We start from the raw sequence: 17678 nt of genomic DNA on the forward strand, positions 1-17678 counted from the left end.
GAACGGGCCGCCGTCGATCGCCAACGCTCTCAAAGTTGTTAGTTCGCGGCTCGGACCGATGCGGCGCATCGCCGCGCGGCGCGATGGCGGGCGCCCATAAACGCGACAATGTATGATTACAAATTAATCGCCGGCCGTAACCGGTTGGATATGCATTTTTGCACATTGCGTTGCACAATTCGTCCTTTTCAGTCCGCTCCGCTCGGCGATGATGGGCGCACCAACACATCCGCCTCACGATCCGGAGATAGTTGTGCAGTCAGTGATCTCGAAAACGACGGCCGCGCGGCTGCGCCGCGCCACTGAACTGGCGATCGGACCGATCCTGCTGTTCGGCGTCTGGTGGATCGCGGCGCGCGCAGGCTGGGTCAACAGGGACCTGCTGCCCTCGCCCACCGATACCCTGCGCGACACCGCGGGCGCGATCTGGTCCGGCAGCATCACCAAGGATTTCTGGTACACGATGGTGCGCGTCGCCTATTCGATCGCGATCGCGATCGTCGCCGGCGTGCCGGTCGGCATCGTGCTCGGCGCCAAGGCGGCGGTGTATCGCTCGGTCGAGTTCATCGTCGATTTCTTCCGCTCGACTCCGGCGACCGCAATGTTTCCGCTGTTCCTGCTGCTGTTCGGCCTCGGCGATCTCGCCAAGATCGCGGTCGCGGCGTTCGCCGCCTGGTTGGTGATCGTGTTCAACGTCGCCTACGGCGTGATGAACGCACGGCAGACCCGGATCCTCGCCGCCCGTTCGATGGGCGCCTCCTCGCTCCGCATCTTCCGCGACGTGATCTTTTTCGAGACCCTGCCGCAGACCTTCATCGGGCTGCGTACCGCGGTGTCGCTGGCGCTGGTGGTGATCATCGTCGCCGAAATGTTCATCGGCGCCACCGACGGCATGGGCCACCGCATCATCGACGCGCAGATCTCGTACTCGCTCACCGACATGTACGGCTCGATCCTGATCGCCGGCGCGATGGGCTACGGACTCAATCTGATCCTGCTGTTTCTCGAACGCTCGATCATCCACTGGTCGGGCAAATGACCCGCTCCGCTGCCCCCGTTCACAAGGAGACAACGATGTCGAAATCACTTCTGTTCGCCGCCGCGGTGACGGCCACCCTCACCGCCGCCGGCGGCGCGCAGGCGGCCTGCGACAAGATGGACAAGGTGACGGCGGCGTGGCTGCCGATCATGCAGACCACCGCCTACTACGTCGCGCTCGACCAGAAGCTGTTCGAGAAGGCCTGCATCGAGATCGACTCCAACAAGATGGAATCGCCGAACCAGATCATCGACGCGCTGATCGCCGGCCGCGCCGATTTCGGACCGCCCGGCGCCGCGGCCGGCATCGCGATGATCGCGGAGTCGAAATTCCCGGGCAAGCTGAAGATCTTCGGGCTGCAGGGCGGCGGCATCAAGGTCGACCGCATCAACGACGGGCTGATCGTCAAGCCGGACAGCACCATCACGTCGTTCGCCGACCTGAAGGGCAAGACGCTCGGCCACGTCCCCGGCATCCAGTGGCGGACGATCTCCCGCCACATGGTGCGCGCCGCCGGGCTCGATCCGGACAAGGACGTCAAGCTGGTCGATCTTGCGGTCGCCATGCAGGTGCCGGCGGTGGTCGGCGGCACGGTCGACGCCACGCTGTCGCTGGAGCCGGTCGGCTCGATCGCAGTAGCGTCCGGAAAGGCCAAGCGCGCGATGACCAATCCGTGCTCGGTGGTGATCGCCGATCCGTTCTATTCCGGCGCCTCGGTGATGACCGCCAAGTTCCTGCAGGAGCGTCCCGACGTCGCCAAGCGCGTGGTCGCGGTGATCGATCAGGCCACCGACCTGGTGAATGCCGATTTCGCCAAGTACAAGGCGGTGCTGCCGCACTACACCGCGATCAAGGCCGATCAGCTCGATTTGGTGGCGCAGCCTTATCTGCGCGGGTTCAAGGAGCTCGACGACACCGATATCAAGTCATACCAGGCTCTGGTCGACATCTTCATCAAGGAAGGCGTGATGGCCGGACCGCTGAACGTCCGCGACAAGCTGCTGTCCAAGGCGGAGCTCGGCGAATGAACAGCAGCAGCGTCTTCAGGGCCCGGCCGGCCATGACCGCAGTGGACTCGTCCACGCCGTCTCCGCGGCCGGGACGGCAGGCGCTGATGACGATCCGCGGCCTGCGCAAGACCTTCAACGACGCGGTGGTCTACGACGATTTCGAGATGGAACTGCCGCTCGGCCACTTCATCTCGATCTTCGGCCCCAACGGCTGCGGCAAGAGCACGCTGATCAACATGATCTCGGGCTTGATGCCGATGGACGCCGGCGAGGTGCTGTACGACGGCCAGCGCATCGCCGAGACGCGGATCTCCTACGTGTTCCAGAACTATCGCGAGGCGCTGTTTCCCTGGCTGAAGGCGATCGACAACATCCACTACCCGCTGAAGGTGATGGGCGTGCCGCGCGCCGAGCGCAACCGGCGGATCGAGAAGCTGCTGGCGGAGTTCGAGATCCGGATCGATCTGAACGCCTATCCCTACACGCTGTCGGGCGGCCAGCAGCAGACGGTGTCGATCCTGCGCGCGCTGGTCACCGAGCCGGAGGTGCTGTTCCTCGACGAGCCGTTCTCGGCGCTCGACTACGAGATGACGATGTCGATGCGCGAGCAGCTGCAGAAGATCTTCATGAAGACCAAGACCACGATGCTGCTGGTGTCGCACGACCTCGACGAGGCGATCGAACAGGCCGACAAGGTGGTGCTGCTGACCCGGCGCCCGACCAAGGTCGCCGAGATCGTCGACATCAATCTGCCGTGGCCGCGCAATCTCGAAGTCACCACCGGCGACGCGTTCATGGCGCTGAAGCGCCACTGCCTCGATCGCTTCTGGCAGGAAGTGAAGAAATGACGGGCACCGGCTGAGCCGGGCCCGACCACCTCGAACCATCCTACAATCTGGAGACTGACATGACGAAGCGCCGGTTTCGCGCCGCTGCGGTGCAGACACTCGCCAAGTTGGGCGATTTCGATTTCAACATCGCGCTGGCGACGGCTTACGTCGAGGACGCGGTCCGCCAGGGCGCCGAGCTGATCGTGTTCCCCGAATGCATGGACACCGGCTATCTGTTCGACTCCGCCGAGCATTGCCGCGAACTCGCCGAGACGCTGACCGACGGCCCGTTCGTCAAGGCGCTCGCCGCGCTCAGCCGCAAGCACGGTGTCTATATCGCCAGCGGCATCACCGAATGGGATCCGGCCAAGGAAAAGATCTTCAACACCGGCATCATGTTCGACCGCAACGGTGAGGTCGCCTGCCACTATCACAAGCAATTCCTCGCCACCCACGACCAGAACTGGTTCGCATTCGGCGAGCGCGGCTGCCCGGTGGTCGACACCGATCTCGGCAAGATCGGCCTGTTGATCTGCTTCGACGGTCGCATCCCCGAGATCTTCCGCGCCATGACCATGCAGGGCGCCGAAGTGATCGTCGACATGGCGAACTTCTTCGCGATGGACCAGGCCGACATGTGGGGCCCGGCGCGCGCTTACGAAAACGGCGTGTGGCTGGTCGCTGCAACCAAGGCCGGGTACGAGCGCTCGATCTACTATCCGGGCGGCAGCATGATCGTCGATCCGAAGGGACGCGTGCTGTCGAAGGTGCCTTACGACACCCACGGGATGTCGATTGCCACCATCGACCTCGACGCCGCGGCCGACAAATCGATCTACACCGCCAACGACAAGATCGCCGACCGCCGCCCCGAGACCTACGGCATCATGGCGCTGCCCTACGACAAGACGCCGGTCCATGGCGTCGCCGACCGGCCGCTGATCCCGTCGCAATCAGTCACCAAGGTGGCGGCGGTGCAGATCCACGTCACGCCGGACTGCAGCGTCGCCGAGGTGCTCGACATGGTCGACCACACCGCCAAGCTCGGCGCCAAGGTGATCACGCTGCCCGAATACGCGTTCAGCGCGCACTACATTCTGACGCCGGCGGAAGCCGCTGCGGCCGCCGACGAAGCTGCGGCGAACCTCGCGGCGGTGGCGAAGATCACCGCCCGCTACGGCTGCCTGATCGCCGTGCCGATCGTCGAACGCGCCGCGGCGGGGCTCTATGTCAACACGGTGCTGATCGGACCGGACGGCAAGGAGATCGGCCGCTATCGCAAGACGCATCTGACCGCCGAGGAACGCAGATGGGCGGTCGCTGGCCACGACTATCCGGTGTTCGAGACGCCGTTCGGGCGTATCGGCGTGATGTCGGGCTACGACGCGGTGTTTCCAGAGACCTCGCGTTGCCTCGGCATCGGTGCGGCCGATATCATCCTGTGGCCCGCGGCACTACGCGAGCCGTTCGAGCGTGAACTGCTGGCCGTTCCGCGCGCCGAGGACAACCGCGTCGCGGTCGTGCTCGCCAACCGGGTCGACAGCCCCTACCCCGGCGGCAGCGTGGTGATCCCGCCGACCGGCTTCCCGCAATGGGACATCAACATCGCGGCGCCGCGGGTGATGAAGCTCGGCGCGGTGATGCCCAAGCACATCGATCTGGCGGTCTGCCGACAGAAGCTGATGATCCCGAAGGTGGACATGTTTGCAAACCGGCTGGTGGAGACGTACGCTCCGATCGTCGCGGCGTAGTCCCGTTCGGTGGCTGTCCGGACACAGACGGAAGGTCGGCGCATCGGCGCCGGCCGTGCCGGGGAGACGGCGGCGGGCGTGGCGAAGACACAGCGCACCATCAGGTACGACTGGAACGACGTCGTCTATTTCCTCGAAGTGGCGCGGCAGCGCAGCCTGGTCCGCGCCGCCGCCAAGCTGAAAGTCGACCATACCACCGTCAGCCGCCGCGTCCGCGAACTCGAGCGCAGCCTGAATTCGACGCTGTTCAAGCGCAGCAAGTCGGGCTTCACGCTCACCGAAATCGGCATGCGGCTGCTGCAATATGCCGAAGGCATGGAAAGCCAGGCCAACTCGATCGTCGAGGCGATCGGCACCGACACCGCCGACGCCGGCGGCGCGGTGCGGATAGCCGCGATGGAAGGGATCGGCAGCTTCTATCTGACGCGCTGCATTGCCGACTTCAACCGGATCTATCCGTCGATCCAGATCGAGCTGATCACCGACACCCGCCTGCTCGATCTCAGCCGGCGCGAGGCCGATATCTTCGTCAGCTTCTTCCGGCCGCACGGCAAGCGGCTGTCGATCAAGAAAGTCGGCGAGTTTCGGATTTCGCTGTACGCGACCGATCGATATTTCGAGGGCAAGAGCCGGCCGCGCAGCGTCAAAGAGCTGGAGACCCACGCCTTCATCGATTTCATCGAAGACTACATCTACAGCAAGGAAAACCGCTGGCTGTCCGACGTGCTGCGACCGCCGCACACGATCTTTCGCAGCACCAGCCTGGTGGCGCAGTCGATCGCCGTCGCCGCCGGCCAAGGCATCGCGATGCTGCCCTCCTATGTGGCCGCCGGCAATGGCGAGTTCGCTCCGGTGATGCCCGAGCTGTTCACCACCCGCGACATCTGGCTGTCGGTGCACGAAGACCTGCTGCACGTCGCGCGGATCAAGGCCGTGGTCAGCTACCTGGAAAACCGCATCGAAGCCGACAGGGTGTTTCTCAACTCGGTGCAAAATCAACGCAGCCGCCGAAAGCGGAGCGGCTGACCAGCGCTCAGCTCGCGAACGTGCCGTTGCGGTCGCTGAACAGATCGAGCGGGGTCGGCTTGCGCACTTCGGGGGTGTGCGACAGATCCGGCATCGGGGTCTGGGTCTGTGTCTGGGCCTGCGGCGGCGTGGTCCAGAGCGATTGCACGGCCGGCGACACCGGCTCGGGGCGATCACCGCCGAGGAACAGCGAGCGGAAGATCGGTTCGTTGCCGCGCTGCGTCGTGGCGGTCCTCGCGGCATCGCCGGCCTGGGCGGGCGTCACATTCCGCACGTCCGGGAAACTCGCCAGATAGGCGGCGTTGTCGACCGGCGCCGACGGCGCGGCCGAGGCCAGCGTCACCGGCAGGCCGGCGACCGACGCGATCGCGCTCTGCGTCGTCGGCGCATTGGCGGCGGCCTGGTAGCGCGATGTGAGATTGGAATACACCTCCGAGACGCTGCGGGCATTGCCGGAGCGGTCGTAGAAGATCGACTGGTTGGCGGCAGCGGCGGACGGAAACAGCGCGGCGCCGGCGACGTTGGGCGTGTCGCTCGCCGCATTGATCAGCTTGGAGGCGCCGGCCACGCCCATGAAATGCGCCATATAGAGCTCGGCGTCGGACGGACGACGCCCGATCTCGCCGGTCAGCTTGAAGCTGTTGGATTGCGTCAGCACCCCGGCCATCGCCGACGACACCACCGGATCGTTGCGCAGATTCATGATCGCGGTGCGCGCCGACGGATCGCTGACCGAGTAGCTGCCGGAGGCCGAGCGGGTGATCGCGTCGGCATACTGGCCATAGCCGAACTGCGCGCCGGCCTCCTTCACGGTGCCGAGCCAAGTCTGGTCGATGAACTGAAACAGGCCCTGCGCCGACGAGGTGGAGGCCTGGGCGGTCGGGTTGAAGTCCGACTCCATCTTGGCGGTGGCGAGCAGATACTGAAAGCTGGTGCCGGTGGCGCCGGCAGCCTGCTTGATCGCGCCGGCGACCTTGGTCTGCGCCGGATCGACGATCCTTACCGCCGGATTTGAGACCTCAGCCGCCATCGCCCTGCTCCGCTCCAATGCGCTCGTCGCGCGCGGAAGCGCCCACTCCACCATGCGCAACCTTGGGCGACTATGGTTAACGAGACGTTAAAACCGCGACGCGCCAGCCGGGACGGCCTTCTCTTAACTTTGTCTTAACCGGGTAGCTGGTTCTATCTCTGGTAGTTGTCTAGAGATGTCTCCCGGCCCAGATGCGCGAGGCTGTCATGACCGCGATCGCCAATTCGTCCACCGCGACATCGAGCTGGCCACAGACGACGAGTCTGGCTCCGATCGGGCAAGCCGGATCGAGCACCAACGGCTCCGCAGTACCGACCACCCCGTCGACAGCCGCGGCCACCGACAAGGTGCAACTGTCCGATCGCGCCAAGGCGATCCTCGACAAGGCCAATGCCGACAAGGCGGCCACCGCCAATCTCTCGTTGTCGTTCGACGAGATGCTGCAGCAGCGCACCGATGCCTTGACCACCAAGCTCACGGACGCGTTCAAAAAAATGAACGTCAATCTCGACGACGCCGTCCGGCTCCAGGTCGACAAGTTCGGCAAGGTCACCGCCGAAGGGCCGTGGAAAGAGAAGATCGAGAAGTACTTCGCCGACAATCCTGAGGCTGCCAAGGAACTGAAAGAGATCGCCGGGCTGAATGCGCTGAAGGCGGCCAACGCCGCGCTCGAGCTCTACAACAAGGAAAAGGGCGCCAGCGCGCCGGGCAGCAAGCAGCAGCAAAGCGCCTGGACCGCCTACAACATCCGCTCGATGAACATTCAGACCCTGTCCGGCGTGATCAGCCTGAAGGACGGAGAAATGCGCTCGGCTGCGATGGACTACATCGACAGCATCGCCGACCCGACCGGCGCGAAGGCCGGTCCCGACCCGGTGCAGCAGCAGCGCGAGATCGCCAGGCGGTTGGCCTGACCCACCCGGCTATTTGCCGTAGACCTTGTCCGGATCGAATTTGCGCTCGGCGTCGGTCTCGATCAGCACCGGCGCGCCGTCGCCGCCACGATCGATACGGCGATAGAAGCAGGAGTGGCGACCGGTGTGACAGGCGGCGCCACCGGTCTGATCGACCTTGATCCACACCGCATCCTGGTCGCAGTCGACCCGCATCTCCAGCACCTTCTGGACGTGACCGGAGGTCTCGCCCTTCTTCCACAGCCGCTTGCGCGAGCGGCTGTAGTACCAAGCCTCTCCGGTCTGGATGGTGCGGTCGAGCGCTTCGTCGTTCATGAACGCGACCATCAGCACGTCGCCGGACCGCGCATCGGTGGCGACGCAGGTGACGAGCCCGTGCGAATCGAATTTCGGGCGCAGCACAACGCCTTCCTCGATGTCGTCGGGTGCAACGGGTGAAGTTGTTGAACGCGTTTCGCTGGACACGATTGAATTGCCTTGCCGGACTCGGGCGTTAGCCGCGGTCCTTGACCATCGTCATGAACCGCGCCTGCTCCGCCGGATTGTCGCGGAACACACCGGTGTAGCGGCTGGTGAAGGTGCTTGCGCCCTTCTTGGCGATGCCGCGCACCGACATGCAGGTGTGCTCGGCTTCGATCAGGACGGCGACGCCGCGCGGCTTCAGCACCTCGTCGATCGCGGCGGCGATCTGCGCGGTGAGATGCTCCTGGGTCTGCAGCCGGCGGCCGAAAATATCGACCAGCCGCGCCAGCTTGGACAAACCGACCACGCGCTCCACCGGCGTATAGGCGATGTGCGCCTTGCCGTAGAACGGCATCACATGGTGCTCGCAATGCGAAGTGAAGCTGATGTTGCGGACCAGCACGAAGTCGTCGTAGCCGGCGGTCTCGCCGAAGGTGCGCTCCAGCACCTCCTTCGGGCACTGGTGATAGCCCTGGAACAGTTCGTCATAGGCTTCCACCACCCGGCGCGGGGTGTCGAGCAGGCCCTCGCGCTCGGTGTTCTCGCCGATATAGGACAGCAGCGTCTTCACCGCGGCCTCGGCTTCGGCGCGCGACGGGCGCGGCTGATCGGGCTGCACCGCGACCTCGAGGAACTCGGACGGATCGAGTTCGGCGGGCTGGAATTCCGGGCGGCCTTCGGCCGGCTTGGTGCCGCGGATCGGCTTGATTTTGGCGTCCATCTTCTCTCCGTTCGACCGGCCTTCGAGGGCCGGATGTGTCACCGGGCAGACGGGCGGACAACAGCCGGTCGTCTTGATCCCTTCGGCGAGCCTCGCCGGCCAAATGCTTGACCGATCTCGGCTCGCAACCTCCACGCGGCGCAATCTGCCGCACGGCGAGGCTTCATTTCGAAAGCCGCGCTTCCTATATAAGACGACAAGCCGGAACCGCCAAGGTCGCCGCCCCGGGCGACCAGTGGCCAGAGCGCCCGCACGGAATTCGCCGCATGCTCAACGACGTCTACAACAACCGCATCATCGAACTGGCCGGTAATATTCCGCGGATCGGACGATTGCAGCAGCCCGATGCCAGCGCCACCGCGCATTCCAAACTATGCGGCTCCACGGTGACGATCGACTTGAAGATGGACGGCGACACCGTCACCGACTTCGCCCACATCGTCAAAGCCTGCGCGCTCGGCCAGGCCTCCTCCTCGATCATGGCGAGCCATGTGGTCGGCTCGACTGCGAGCGAACTCAAAGCGTTGCGCGAGACCGTGCGCAAGATGCTGAAGGAGAACGGCGCCCCGCCCGACGGCAAATGGGCCGACGTCGCGATGCTCGAGCCGGTCCGCGACTACAAGGCCCGCCACGCCTCAACGCTGTTGACCTTCGACGCCGTGGTCGACGCCATCGACCAGATCGAAGCCGAGCGCGACGGCGCCAAAGCGACAGCGTAAGCCCGCCCCCTCCACGAGTCATTCCGGGGCACGCGCGGAGCGCGGGAACCCGGAATCTCGACGTTCGAAAACCAATGCGCAACAATCTCGGGATTCCGGGTTCGCGCTTCGCGCGCCCCGGAATGACGTGCTGGTTAGTCTAATCTCGGGATTCCGGGTTCGCTCGCTGGCGCGAGCGCCCCGGAAGGACGGGCCCTGAGTCAGTGCCCCGGTTGCGCCGGGGCGGTGCCGCCGGTGGGGAGCGCTTCGGCGGTCTTGGTGGCCGGCGCCGGCTGCGAGGCGAACCGGTCCTGCACCGGCTTCGGCCCTGCTGAAGCCACCGTCTTGGCCGGCGCGGTGCCGAGACCGGGCAGCAGATCGGCGATCGCCTGGGTGGTGATCAGGTTGGTGTCACGCAGCTCCGCCCGCGACAATTCGTGCAGATCTTCCCAGGGCGGCACGCTGAGCGCGAGCGACAACAGATCGCCGGTCCCGCCCATCTCGAAGGTGAATTTCGCCAGCCGGCCGATGTCGCGCTCGACGATCGACATGTCCTGCGCGGTGTAGCTGGCGGCGCGCGCATCCTCGGCGCGGTCGCCCATCCAGATCTGATGCACCCGAACACGCGCGCCTTCCGGCACGAACCGGGTCTGGCCCGACAGCAGCAGGAACACGCACATCGATTCGCAATAGGCGTTGCCGTCGATTCGGGGCCGGTTACCGAGCGGCGACGCCGCCGGCACACTGATCCCGACCGTGGTCGCCAGCCCCAGCTTGCGCCAGCGCCGCCCCAGCGTGATGGCGTCGTTGACCGAACCGCCGCTGGAATCCAGCACCACAGTAGCGCCGCCGAGGTTGCGGTCGCGGGCAAAGTCCTCGAAATCCTTCGGGGTATCGACGGTGACGATGCCGACGGCGCTGATCCAGGCGCCGCAATTCGGGTCGCAGGCGACCCAGCCGAATTTCATCGGCTGCCGCCGCGCCTCCAGGCTGCTGGCCCCCGCGGTGACAGGAATGCTGCTGTCGGCTGCGAACCCGAGTAGAACGATGCCGAGCGCTGCGATCCGCCACAGCGCTGAACCGATCAAACAGGAGAGAACCGCGCGTCCCAACCTTGCTTCCTTCGCTCCGGCAGCAACTGCGTGACAAGTTCCAAACCGAATCTGTCACGTCTCTGTTACCTAACCGTTGTGAAAAAGCTAACTTTGATCAACCGCAAACACCACCGCGTTTTGCTGCGCCGCGCTCAACAGAGCGCGAGTTTTGGTGAAGTGTTGCGCAAATGTCGGCGAGCCGCCGTTCCCCGCAACGGAACCAGGCAAAACGCCGCTCATCGAATTGGCACATGCTCGTGAAACTACCAACAGGCGGAACTAACTGGATCGAGCTGGTGCTGCGGCTGCCGCGCAATGCCGGCCGCGGCCTGATCTGGCTGTACCGGCACACGCTGTCGCCGCTGGTCGGCTACAATTGCCGGCACTATCCGACCTGTTCGATGTACGGGGATGAAGCGATCAGCCGCTACGGACTGTGGGCCGGCGGATGGATGACGCTGGCGCGGCTGCTACGTTGCCAGCCGTGGGGTACGTCTGGCATCGATCTGGTGCCGCAAGTCTCGCCTCCCGGCGCGCGCTGGTATCTGCCGTGGCGTTATGCGCGCTGGCGCGGCGTCAACGCGCCGCCGCCGGAGCCCGCCGCGCCGTGCGGTTGCGGCTCGCATCCGGTCACGCCGGATCAAGACCAATCCGGCCCAGCCCCGGCAGCTTGATCGCCGGCCGGCGCAGATCGAATCCGAGCACTGCGCCGAGGACGTTGAGTTCGACGCCCTCGATCCATCCCAGCGTCAGCCCGAGGTAACCGCCCAGCGTGGCGCGAATGCCGGTGCCGGACGGCGTCCACGCGATCCACGCGCCGTCCCACGGATAGTCCTTGCCGATCGCGGTCGGCGGCAGCGGGGTGCGTAGCTCCGGCACGGCCGCCATCACCGCAGCCACGAAAGTGTTGGAGTTCGGCCCCGGCCAAGCGCGATAGTCGCCATAAGCCGCGAGCTTGTAGCTCTTCACCGCAGCTTCGATCTTCGGGATCATCACCGCCGCGGCTTCGCCGTCGGCCGCCGCGATCAGTTGCGGCTCGTCGCCGAACCAGCGGCCATCCGCCACGAAACCGTTGACGCGAATCGGCATGCCCCAGGCGGTGTAGTCGTAGCGGGTGTAGCGCGACGCGCCCGCCGGCTTGACCACGATCCAGCTGTGCACGGCGAAGATGCCGCGCCAGCGAACGGTGCGTGCGGCGAACACCCGCACCACAGCTTCGGGATGCTGTGCGGCCGGCGGCAGCAGTCCGGCGCTGGAACGGTCGGCGCTCTGCCAGTCGACGCTGCGATCGCCCAGCCAATATTTTCCGGCCGACACGGCGATCGGCGCAACCAGCAACAACAACAGGATCAGCACGAAACGTCTCACGCGGGGATGATCGATGCGAACGAGGATGCTGGGAATATAGACGGCACGCGTGCCCTCGCCAGAACCGTTCACGCGGTCGTGCTGGAACAGCGCGCGGTGATCAGCACCCTGGCGCCTGGCTGCTCACCACACCGCAGCCGCGAGCGCCGCGATCAGCGCCGGCGGCGTCACCACGAGACCGAGCTTGAGGAACCGCCAGGCAGTGACTTCGATCTGGTTCCGGCGCAGCACCACCAGCCACAGGATGGTGGCGAGCGAACCGGTGACCGAGAAGTTCGGCCCGAGGTCGACGCCGATCAGCAGCGCCGCGATGGTCTCGCGCGGCAAGTGATTGTCGGCCGCGACCGAACCGGCGACGAGGCCGACCGGCAGGTTGTTGCCGATGTTGCAGGCGATCGCGGTGACGATGCCGGCCGCCCACGAGCCGAGCCGCGGCGCATCGGCCACCGCCTCACGCAGCACGCCACCGAGCGCGCTGATGACGCCGGTGCGGCCCAGCGCTTCGACCATCACGAACAGCCCGGCCACCAGCGGCACGACGCTCCACGACACGCCCTTCAGCACCGGAACCGGCGATTGCCGCTCCAGCGCCAGCACGGCTCCGGTGGTGACGAGGCCGCACACGAAGGTCGGCAGGCCGAGCGCGACGTCGAGCGCCGAGGCCGTGAGCAGCACGATCGCGATGGCGCCGATGCCGACCGCGGCGAGCTTGCCGCCCCGCGACAGATGCGGCGTCGCCACCCGGGTTTCGATCGTCTGCTCGGCGAGCGACCGGCGCAGCGCAAGACGGAGCACGAGATAGGTCGCGACGATCGCCGCCAGCGACGGCAGGGTGAATTGCTGCAGCCAGCCGCCGAGATGCGGCATGTGTTCGCCGAACACCACCAGATTGGCCGGATTGGAGATCGGCAACACGAAGCTCGCCGCATTGGCGATGAACGCGCAGACGAACAGATACGGCAGCGGCGCGGCGCCGGCCGCACGGGTCGCGGCGTACACCGCCGGCGTCAGCACGATTGCGGTGGCGTCGTTCGACAGCAGCACGGTGACCAGCACGCCGACCGCATACACCAGCAGGAACAGACGCTGCGGCGATCCCTTGGCGTGTTCGACTGCGTAGGCCGCAAGATAATCGAACAGCCCTTCGCGCTGCGCCAGCTCCGCAATCAGCATCATGCCGATCAGGAACAGATACACGTCGATGCCGTTGCGCGCGCCGACGAGCGCGTCCTGCCACGACAACAGTCCGAGCACGACCAGCGCCAACGCGCCTGCCACCGCCCACACCGCCTCGGGCCATCGCAGCGGACGAATGATCACGCCGGCAGTGGCGAGCGCGACGATACACCAGGTCAGAATCGGATCGTGGGACAGCATGAAACTCGACATCGCGACGCGAGATACGTGGCACCGAACACCGAACTAACCGATAGGCGAAGACGCATGTATTGTCTCTATCGGTACGGTTGCAGGCATTGCAGGCGGCGCGCGACAATATAGTCCTTGTACGAGCGGGGCGGATGCTGTACTGTGGCGTCATTCGATTAGCCGCTGTGCCTTTCTGAATGCGCCCGCGGGCTCCTTCCCAAAGTCATCGATTAGTTGAAACGCAGCACGCCATGTTGGCGTGGGCGATATGCTTTGGAGAACGGAAATGACGACAGGAACCGTGAAGTGGTTCAACGGCCAAAAGGGTTTTGGCTTCATCGCACCGAGCGACGGCGGCAACGACGTGTTCGTGCACATCAGCGCGGTTGAGCGCGCCGGCCTGACCGGCCTCGCCGAAGGCCAGAAGGTCTCGTTCGAGGTCAAGGTCGACAAGATGCGCGGCAAGAGCAGCGCCGAGAATCTCGCGCTGGCTTGATCCAGCGTCTCCGTTTCACGGATGTACTGAAACGGTAGATGGGCCCGTTCGATCCTCGTGATCGAGCGGGTTTTGTCGCGCGTACCGAAACGAGGCGGATATGAGCGAGAACAAGACCACGACGCCCTCCCCGACCAGCATCGAACGGGCGCGCCGCAAACTCGTCGAACAGCAGGACGGCGCACAGCGGATGGCTGAAATCGAGCGCGAGGCCGTTGCCGCGCGCAAGAACATGGCGCGGCTGCGCGAGCTGCGGCTCGCCCGCGAGGCCGAACAGGCCGCCGCGGCTCTGGCCGCCCCACCGGCAGCGCCGAAGAAGCGAGCCCGCAAGACGTCCTGAACTTGAAAGCGTGCGGAGCGCTGCCTGCGCGGTCGCGGCTGGAGACGACGATGGCGACCGCCGACGATTTCAAGCTGATCCGTGACATCCATGCGACCGGCGGCCGTCGCCAGGTGTTCGGCGCCCGCGAGCGGCTGCCGTTCGAAGAGCTCGTCGAGATCGGTTGGCTGAAGCGCTCCTCGGTCGATACCCGGGCGACGCACTATCAGATCACCGAACGCGGCACTGCCGCTGCGCTCAGAAGCTGACGCAGCTCGGCCGCACCGAAACCATCACCGCCTGTTGCTTGAACCGCCGTTTGTAGGCTTCCGCGATGTCGCTCAGCGCCGCGCGCTTGGCCGGATCTTCGGCGAACACCAGCGTCACCAGCTTGGCTTTCTCGCGGACGATGGCGCCGCGCGCGTTGTCGCGCCACTGCCCGGCGCCGTCGACCACCGTCAGCCCGTCCGGAAACCGCGGCGTGATCTCCTCGGCGGTGAAGCGCGCGAACTCGGCATCGCTGACTCCGAGGCGATCGCCGATATTACGGCCGAACGCCAGCTCTGCACTCAGCATCGGCTGCGACGGCGGCAAACACATCGTCGCCGGCACCGCAGCACAGCCGGCGAGCACCGCCGCCGCAGCGCAGGCGATCAGCAGCCGCATCATCTCGCGCCTCCGTATCGTCATCCGCGTCGCAAGGTCTTCAGATAAGCGCACAGCATATCGGCAACCTCATCCGCATAGGCGGTGATTTCCGCGGCTGCGCGCCGACGGCCGGAGAAATCCTTGCCGAGCGCCGCAAGGGTGCGGCCGATCAGTTCGGCCGCACGCGCCCGCGTCGCATCGGAACTGTGCGGTGCCGCCTCCCGCAGAAACGCCGCCATCGTCCCGTCCATCGCCTTCCGCGCGGCCCGGGCCTCCGGTGCGTCGCGATACAGCGGCGCGGCATCGTCGAGCGCGCCGCGGACTTCGGCCTCGTCGCATTCGGATTGGATGAAGGCATGGACCAGCCGGCGCAGCCGCTTCGGCGGCGGATCGCTGCGGTCGTCCAGAATGTCGCTCAGCATCTCCGCAGTCTGCCGCCACTCGTCGCTCTGCAGCCGGAACAGGATCGCGGCCTTGTTAGGGAAGTATTGATACAGCGAGCCGACGCTGACGCCGGCCTTGTCGGCGACCCGCGCGGTGGTGAAGCGCTGCGCGCCCTCCTTCGCCAAAACCTGAACAGCCGCCTCCAGAATGGCCGCGACCAGCTCCGTCGAGCGCGCCTGTTGTGGCTGTTTTCGCGTGGAAATAGAGCCACTTCGTCGATCGACCATGGGCGTCCCGGGGAATGCGATTAGCGAATGCGACTATTTATTCGTATTTCTGAGGACGCGCAACATCGCGCTGATCACTCCCGTCTGGAGTTCACAATGACCACCCTGACCACCTCACCGCTGGCCCCGCTGCTGGCGCGATTGTTCGACGAAGCCGACGCCGCGCGGCCACAGCTCGACCGGCTCCCGCCCGACACCATGCAGATGATGCGTAGCAAGACCGACTACGCGACACTTTACGGCCGGCTGAAAGACTACGCCCTCGCCGTGTCGCCCGAAACCGGCGTGCTACTCTACATGCTGGCACGCAGCCGCCGCGCCACCACGATCGTCGAATTCGGCACCTCGTTCGGGATTTCGACGCTGCATCTGGCCGCAGCGCTACGCGACAATGGCGGCGGCCGGCTGATCACTACCGAGTTCGAGCATGCCAAGCTGGTCCGTGCCGAGGCCAACCTCGAAGCCGGCGATCTCGCCGATCTGGTCGAGTTCCGCGAAGGCGATGCGCTGCAGACACTCAGCAAGGACCTGCCCGACCGTATCGACCTCGTGCTGCTCGACGGCGCCAAGGCACTATATCCTGACATTCTCGCCCTGCTCGAAAGCCGGCTCGCGCCGGGCGCGCTGATCGTCGCCGATAATGCCGATCACAGCCCGGACTATCTCGCCCGGGTGCGCGATCCGGCCAACGGCTATCTGTCGGTGCCGTTCGCGAGCGATGTCGAGCTGTCGATGCGGCTCGGCTGAACACTCCGACGGGGCGCGCGCCCCGCCGTCTCACGCCGGCATCGCCGGCCGTAAGCGTTCGACGTCAATCAACGCACGACCCGATCCGCCGCGATCGGCGTGCGTTGACGGCGCCGTCGATCCCGGATCCGCCTGGAGAGTCCCATGGCCGCCCGTTCGATCGACGCCCCACCCGCCCCCGCGCTGCCGCTGCACCACAGGCTGGCGCTTCACACCTGCCTCGTGTTCACGGCGATCGCGATGCTGGTCCCGCCGCACGCCTCGCCGACCCATGCGCCCGTGCTGATCAGTGCCCGCCTGCTGCTGACCGCGGCGAACTACCTGCGACGGCTGGTCGCGACGCGAAGCGGCTGCACTGCTTTCAAGCGCTGCGGTCGCGCGTCGCAAGCACCACCATGCACAGCGCCAGACCCAGCACCGCTGTGGAAACATAACCATTGACGTGCAGCAGCCCGGCCGCGAACAGCGCGCCGCCGATCGCCGAACCGACCGCTTGGCCGACATACAGTACCGAGGTATTGAGCGACACCGTCGCGCCGGCGAGCGTCGGATCGGCCGTCACCAGCCGGACCTGCTGCATCGAGTTCGACGCCGCAAATCCTAGCCCCCACACCGCCACCGCAGCCGCCATCACCGCAAAATGCCCGGCCGCGAGCGTCCAGCCGGCGATGCCGGCCAGCATCAGCGACGTGAACAGCGCCGAGGTGCGATACGCGCCCCAGCCGTCGACGATGCGGCTCGCGATGATATTGCCGACAAAGCCGCAGACGCCGTAGATCGCGAACACCAGCGCGATCTCGCGCGGCCCGGCCCCGGTCAACCCGGTGAGCAGCGGCCCAAAGAAGGTGAACACCACGAACTGCCCGGAAGTCTGCAGCGACGACACCCCGAGCAGCGTCAGGATGCGGCGATTGCGCCCCACCGCGGTCCAAGTGCGTAGGCTCACCGGCGCCGCGGTCAGGCCGCCCGGCAGCCGCAGCCACAGCAGGATGAAGCTGATCAAGCCGATGCCGCCGACCGTGAGGAAGGCACCGCGCCAGCCGGCATGATCGGCCGCGAACGTGACCAGCGGCACGCCGAGCGCCACCGCCAGCGACCAGCCGAGAAACACATAGGCCATGGTGCCGCCGCGGTTCTCGGCCGGCACGATCAGCGCCACCGCGCCGGCGGCCTGCGGCGTGTACAGCGCGCCGACCGACAGCATCGCCAGCCGCAGCACCAGCAGCACCGCATAGTTCGGCGCAAACGCCGAGGCGAGATTGCCGAGCGCCAGCACCGCCAGCGTCGTGGTCAGCAATAGCCGGCGGTCGATCCGGCTGGTCAGCCACGCGGTGAGCGGCGATCCGATGCACAGCACGATCGCCCCGAAGGTGATCAGCAGCCCGGCGTCGCGAATCGTCACGCCGAGCCCGGCGGCCAGATCCGGCAACATGCCGGCCGGCGCCAGAACCGAGGTTCCGGTGACGAAATTGCCGAGCATCAGGGC

General features: G+C 65.9%; 21 protein-coding genes. 12 read left to right on the forward strand and 9 right to left on the reverse strand.

Features of this window, described 5'->3' with window-relative positions:
- Positions 1-253 precede the first annotated feature (253 nt).
- The 5 genes from DNX69_RS00160 (at position 254) to DNX69_RS00180 (ending at position 5656) form a co-directional block, all read left to right on the forward strand.
- Entirely contained in the window at positions 254-1039 is a 786-nt protein-coding gene (locus tag DNX69_RS00160) for an ABC transporter permease (RefSeq protein WP_110783851.1), read from the forward strand.
- Positions 1040-1074: 35 nt separating this feature from the next.
- The gene (locus DNX69_RS00165) at positions 1075-2067 is read left to right on the forward strand and encodes an ABC transporter substrate-binding protein (protein ID WP_110783852.1); all 993 of its coding nucleotides are present in this window, start codon (positions 1075-1077) and stop codon (positions 2065-2067) included.
- Between the two features lie 32 nt (positions 2068-2099).
- Positions 2100-2897 (forward strand): ABC transporter ATP-binding protein, encoded by a 798-nt coding sequence (locus tag DNX69_RS00170; RefSeq protein ID WP_234826802.1) that lies wholly within the window; start codon positions 2100-2102, stop codon positions 2895-2897.
- Positions 2898-2956: 59 nt separating this feature from the next.
- Positions 2957-4630: a carbon-nitrogen hydrolase family protein gene (locus tag DNX69_RS00175; protein WP_110783856.1), complete on the forward strand. Its 1674-nt coding sequence runs from the start codon at positions 2957-2959 to the stop codon at positions 4628-4630.
- A gap of 78 nt (positions 4631-4708) precedes the next feature.
- Positions 4709-5656, forward strand: coding sequence for a LysR family transcriptional regulator (locus DNX69_RS00180; RefSeq protein ID WP_110784123.1), 948 nt, complete (start codon positions 4709-4711; stop codon positions 5654-5656).
- 7 nt (positions 5657-5663) lie between these two features.
- On the opposite strand, the gene DNX69_RS00185 is transcribed toward DNX69_RS00180, so the two are convergent.
- Positions 5664-6686, reverse strand: a complete 1023-nt coding sequence (locus DNX69_RS00185; RefSeq protein WP_110783858.1) for a transglycosylase SLT domain-containing protein — start codon at positions 6684-6686, stop codon at positions 5664-5666.
- Between the two features lie 206 nt (positions 6687-6892).
- On the opposite strand from DNX69_RS00185, the gene DNX69_RS00190 reads away from it, so the two are divergent.
- Complete coding sequence (locus DNX69_RS00190) at positions 6893-7600, forward strand: hypothetical protein (protein ID WP_110784125.1); 708 nt, start codon at positions 6893-6895, stop codon at positions 7598-7600.
- Positions 7601-7609: 9 nt separating this feature from the next.
- Here DNX69_RS00190 and hisI read toward each other — a convergent pair whose 3' ends face one another.
- Positions 7610-8065: a phosphoribosyl-AMP cyclohydrolase gene (hisI, locus tag DNX69_RS00195; RefSeq protein WP_110783859.1), complete on the reverse strand. Its 456-nt coding sequence runs from the start codon at positions 8063-8065 to the stop codon at positions 7610-7612.
- Between the two features lie 28 nt (positions 8066-8093).
- Complete coding sequence (folE, locus tag DNX69_RS00200; protein ID WP_110784127.1) at positions 8094-8783, reverse strand: GTP cyclohydrolase I FolE; 690 nt, start codon at positions 8781-8783, stop codon at positions 8094-8096.
- 266 nt (positions 8784-9049) lie between these two features.
- Here folE and DNX69_RS00205 point away from each other — a divergent pair, with 266 nt between their 5' ends.
- Positions 9050-9502, forward strand: a complete 453-nt coding sequence (locus DNX69_RS00205; protein WP_110783861.1) for an iron-sulfur cluster assembly scaffold protein — start codon at positions 9050-9052, stop codon at positions 9500-9502.
- 200 nt (positions 9503-9702) lie between these two features.
- Here DNX69_RS00205 and DNX69_RS00210 read toward each other — a convergent pair whose 3' ends face one another.
- Positions 9703-10593 carry a hypothetical protein gene (locus DNX69_RS00210; protein WP_110783862.1) on the reverse strand — a complete coding sequence of 297 codons (891 nt, stop codon included), beginning with the start codon at positions 10591-10593 and terminating at the stop codon, positions 9703-9705.
- Positions 10594-10826: 233 nt separating this feature from the next.
- On the opposite strand from DNX69_RS00210, the gene yidD reads away from it, so the two are divergent.
- On the forward strand, positions 10827-11249 hold the full coding sequence (gene yidD, locus DNX69_RS00215) for a membrane protein insertion efficiency factor YidD (RefSeq protein WP_165825141.1): 423 nt from the start codon (positions 10827-10829) through the stop codon (positions 11247-11249).
- Here yidD and DNX69_RS00220 read toward each other — a convergent pair.
- On the reverse strand, positions 11206-11943 hold the full coding sequence (locus DNX69_RS00220; RefSeq protein WP_110784128.1) for a DUF3750 domain-containing protein: 738 nt from the start codon (positions 11941-11943) through the stop codon (positions 11206-11208). The two genes, yidD and DNX69_RS00220, sit on opposite strands and share 44 nt — an antisense overlap.
- Positions 11944-12066: 123 nt before the next feature.
- Complete coding sequence (locus DNX69_RS00225; RefSeq protein ID WP_110784130.1) at positions 12067-13320, reverse strand: arsenic transporter; 1254 nt, start codon at positions 13318-13320, stop codon at positions 12067-12069.
- Positions 13321-13597: 277 nt separating this feature from the next.
- On the opposite strand from DNX69_RS00225, the gene DNX69_RS00230 reads away from it, so the two are divergent.
- From DNX69_RS00230 to DNX69_RS00240, 3 genes are all read left to right on the forward strand, one after another.
- Positions 13598-13807, forward strand: a complete 210-nt coding sequence (locus DNX69_RS00230; RefSeq protein ID WP_110783866.1) for a cold-shock protein — start codon at positions 13598-13600, stop codon at positions 13805-13807.
- A 100-nt stretch (positions 13808-13907) separates the two neighbouring features.
- Positions 13908-14147: a transcriptional regulator gene (locus DNX69_RS00235; RefSeq protein WP_110783867.1), complete on the forward strand. Its 240-nt coding sequence runs from the start codon at positions 13908-13910 to the stop codon at positions 14145-14147.
- Positions 14148-14197: 50 nt separating this feature from the next.
- Complete coding sequence (locus DNX69_RS00240) at positions 14198-14395, forward strand: TenA/THI-4 family protein (RefSeq protein ID WP_110783869.1); 198 nt, start codon at positions 14198-14200, stop codon at positions 14393-14395.
- On the opposite strand, the gene DNX69_RS00245 is transcribed toward DNX69_RS00240, so the two are convergent.
- Both DNX69_RS00245 and DNX69_RS00250 read right to left on the reverse strand, forming a co-directional pair.
- Entirely contained in the window at positions 14385-14795 is a 411-nt protein-coding gene (locus DNX69_RS00245; protein ID WP_110783870.1) for a DUF3574 domain-containing protein, read from the reverse strand. The two genes, DNX69_RS00240 and DNX69_RS00245, sit on opposite strands and share 11 nt — an antisense overlap.
- Positions 14796-14812: 17 nt before the next feature.
- Positions 14813-15445, reverse strand: coding sequence for a TetR family transcriptional regulator (locus DNX69_RS00250; RefSeq protein WP_110783872.1), 633 nt, complete (start codon positions 15443-15445; stop codon positions 14813-14815).
- 96 nt (positions 15446-15541) lie between these two features.
- Between DNX69_RS00250 and DNX69_RS00255 the strand changes: the two genes are divergently transcribed.
- On the forward strand, positions 15542-16192 hold the full coding sequence (locus DNX69_RS00255) for an O-methyltransferase (RefSeq protein WP_110783873.1): 651 nt from the start codon (positions 15542-15544) through the stop codon (positions 16190-16192).
- Between the two features lie 361 nt (positions 16193-16553).
- On the opposite strand, the gene DNX69_RS00265 is transcribed toward DNX69_RS00255, so the two are convergent.
- Positions 16554-17672 (reverse strand): MFS transporter, encoded by a 1119-nt coding sequence (locus DNX69_RS00265; RefSeq protein ID WP_110783877.1) that lies wholly within the window; start codon positions 17670-17672, stop codon positions 16554-16556.
- Positions 17673-17678: the final 6 nt, after the last annotated feature.

Source organism: Rhodopseudomonas palustris, from assembly GCF_003226555.1.
GTDB classification, from domain to species: Bacteria; Pseudomonadota; Alphaproteobacteria; order Rhizobiales; family Xanthobacteraceae; genus Rhodopseudomonas; species Rhodopseudomonas palustris_I.

What these genes read in the sequence shown, in the direction of transcription:
- DNX69_RS00165 (WP_110783852.1), top strand. Translation starts at nt 1,075, where the DNA reads ATGTCGAAATCACTTCTGTTCGCCGCCGCGGTGACGGCCACCCTCACC.
- DNX69_RS00170 (WP_234826802.1), top strand. Translation starts at nt 2,100, where the DNA reads ATGACCGCAGTGGACTCGTCCACGCCGTCTCCGCGGCCGGGACGGCAG.
- DNX69_RS00175 (WP_110783856.1), top strand. Translation starts at nt 2,957, where the DNA reads ATGACGAAGCGCCGGTTTCGCGCCGCTGCGGTGCAGACACTCGCCAAG.
- DNX69_RS00185 (WP_110783858.1), bottom strand. Translation starts at nt 6,686, where the DNA reads ATGGCGGCTGAGGTCTCAAATCCGGCGGTAAGGATCGTCGATCCGGCG.
- DNX69_RS00190 (WP_110784125.1), top strand. Translation starts at nt 6,893, where the DNA reads ATGACCGCGATCGCCAATTCGTCCACCGCGACATCGAGCTGGCCACAG.
- folE (WP_110784127.1), bottom strand. Translation starts at nt 8,783, where the DNA reads ATGGACGCCAAAATCAAGCCGATCCGCGGCACCAAGCCGGCCGAAGGC.
- DNX69_RS00205 (WP_110783861.1), top strand. Translation starts at nt 9,050, where the DNA reads ATGCTCAACGACGTCTACAACAACCGCATCATCGAACTGGCCGGTAAT.
- yidD (WP_165825141.1), top strand. Translation starts at nt 10,827, where the DNA reads ATGCTCGTGAAACTACCAACAGGCGGAACTAACTGGATCGAGCTGGTG.
- DNX69_RS00225 (WP_110784130.1), bottom strand. Translation starts at nt 13,320, where the DNA reads ATGCTGTCCCACGATCCGATTCTGACCTGGTGTATCGTCGCGCTCGCC.
- DNX69_RS00230 (WP_110783866.1), top strand. Translation starts at nt 13,598, where the DNA reads ATGACGACAGGAACCGTGAAGTGGTTCAACGGCCAAAAGGGTTTTGGC.
- DNX69_RS00235 (WP_110783867.1), top strand. Translation starts at nt 13,908, where the DNA reads ATGAGCGAGAACAAGACCACGACGCCCTCCCCGACCAGCATCGAACGG.
- DNX69_RS00240 (WP_110783869.1), top strand. Translation starts at nt 14,198, where the DNA reads ATGGCGACCGCCGACGATTTCAAGCTGATCCGTGACATCCATGCGACC.
- DNX69_RS00245 (WP_110783870.1), bottom strand. Translation starts at nt 14,795, where the DNA reads ATGATGCGGCTGCTGATCGCCTGCGCTGCGGCGGCGGTGCTCGCCGGC.
- DNX69_RS00250 (WP_110783872.1), bottom strand. Translation starts at nt 15,445, where the DNA reads ATGGTCGATCGACGAAGTGGCTCTATTTCCACGCGAAAACAGCCACAA.
- DNX69_RS00255 (WP_110783873.1), top strand. Translation starts at nt 15,542, where the DNA reads ATGACCACCCTGACCACCTCACCGCTGGCCCCGCTGCTGGCGCGATTG.
- DNX69_RS00265 (WP_110783877.1), bottom strand. Translation starts at nt 17,672, where the DNA reads ATGCTCGGCAATTTCGTCACCGGAACCTCGGTTCTGGCGCCGGCCGGC.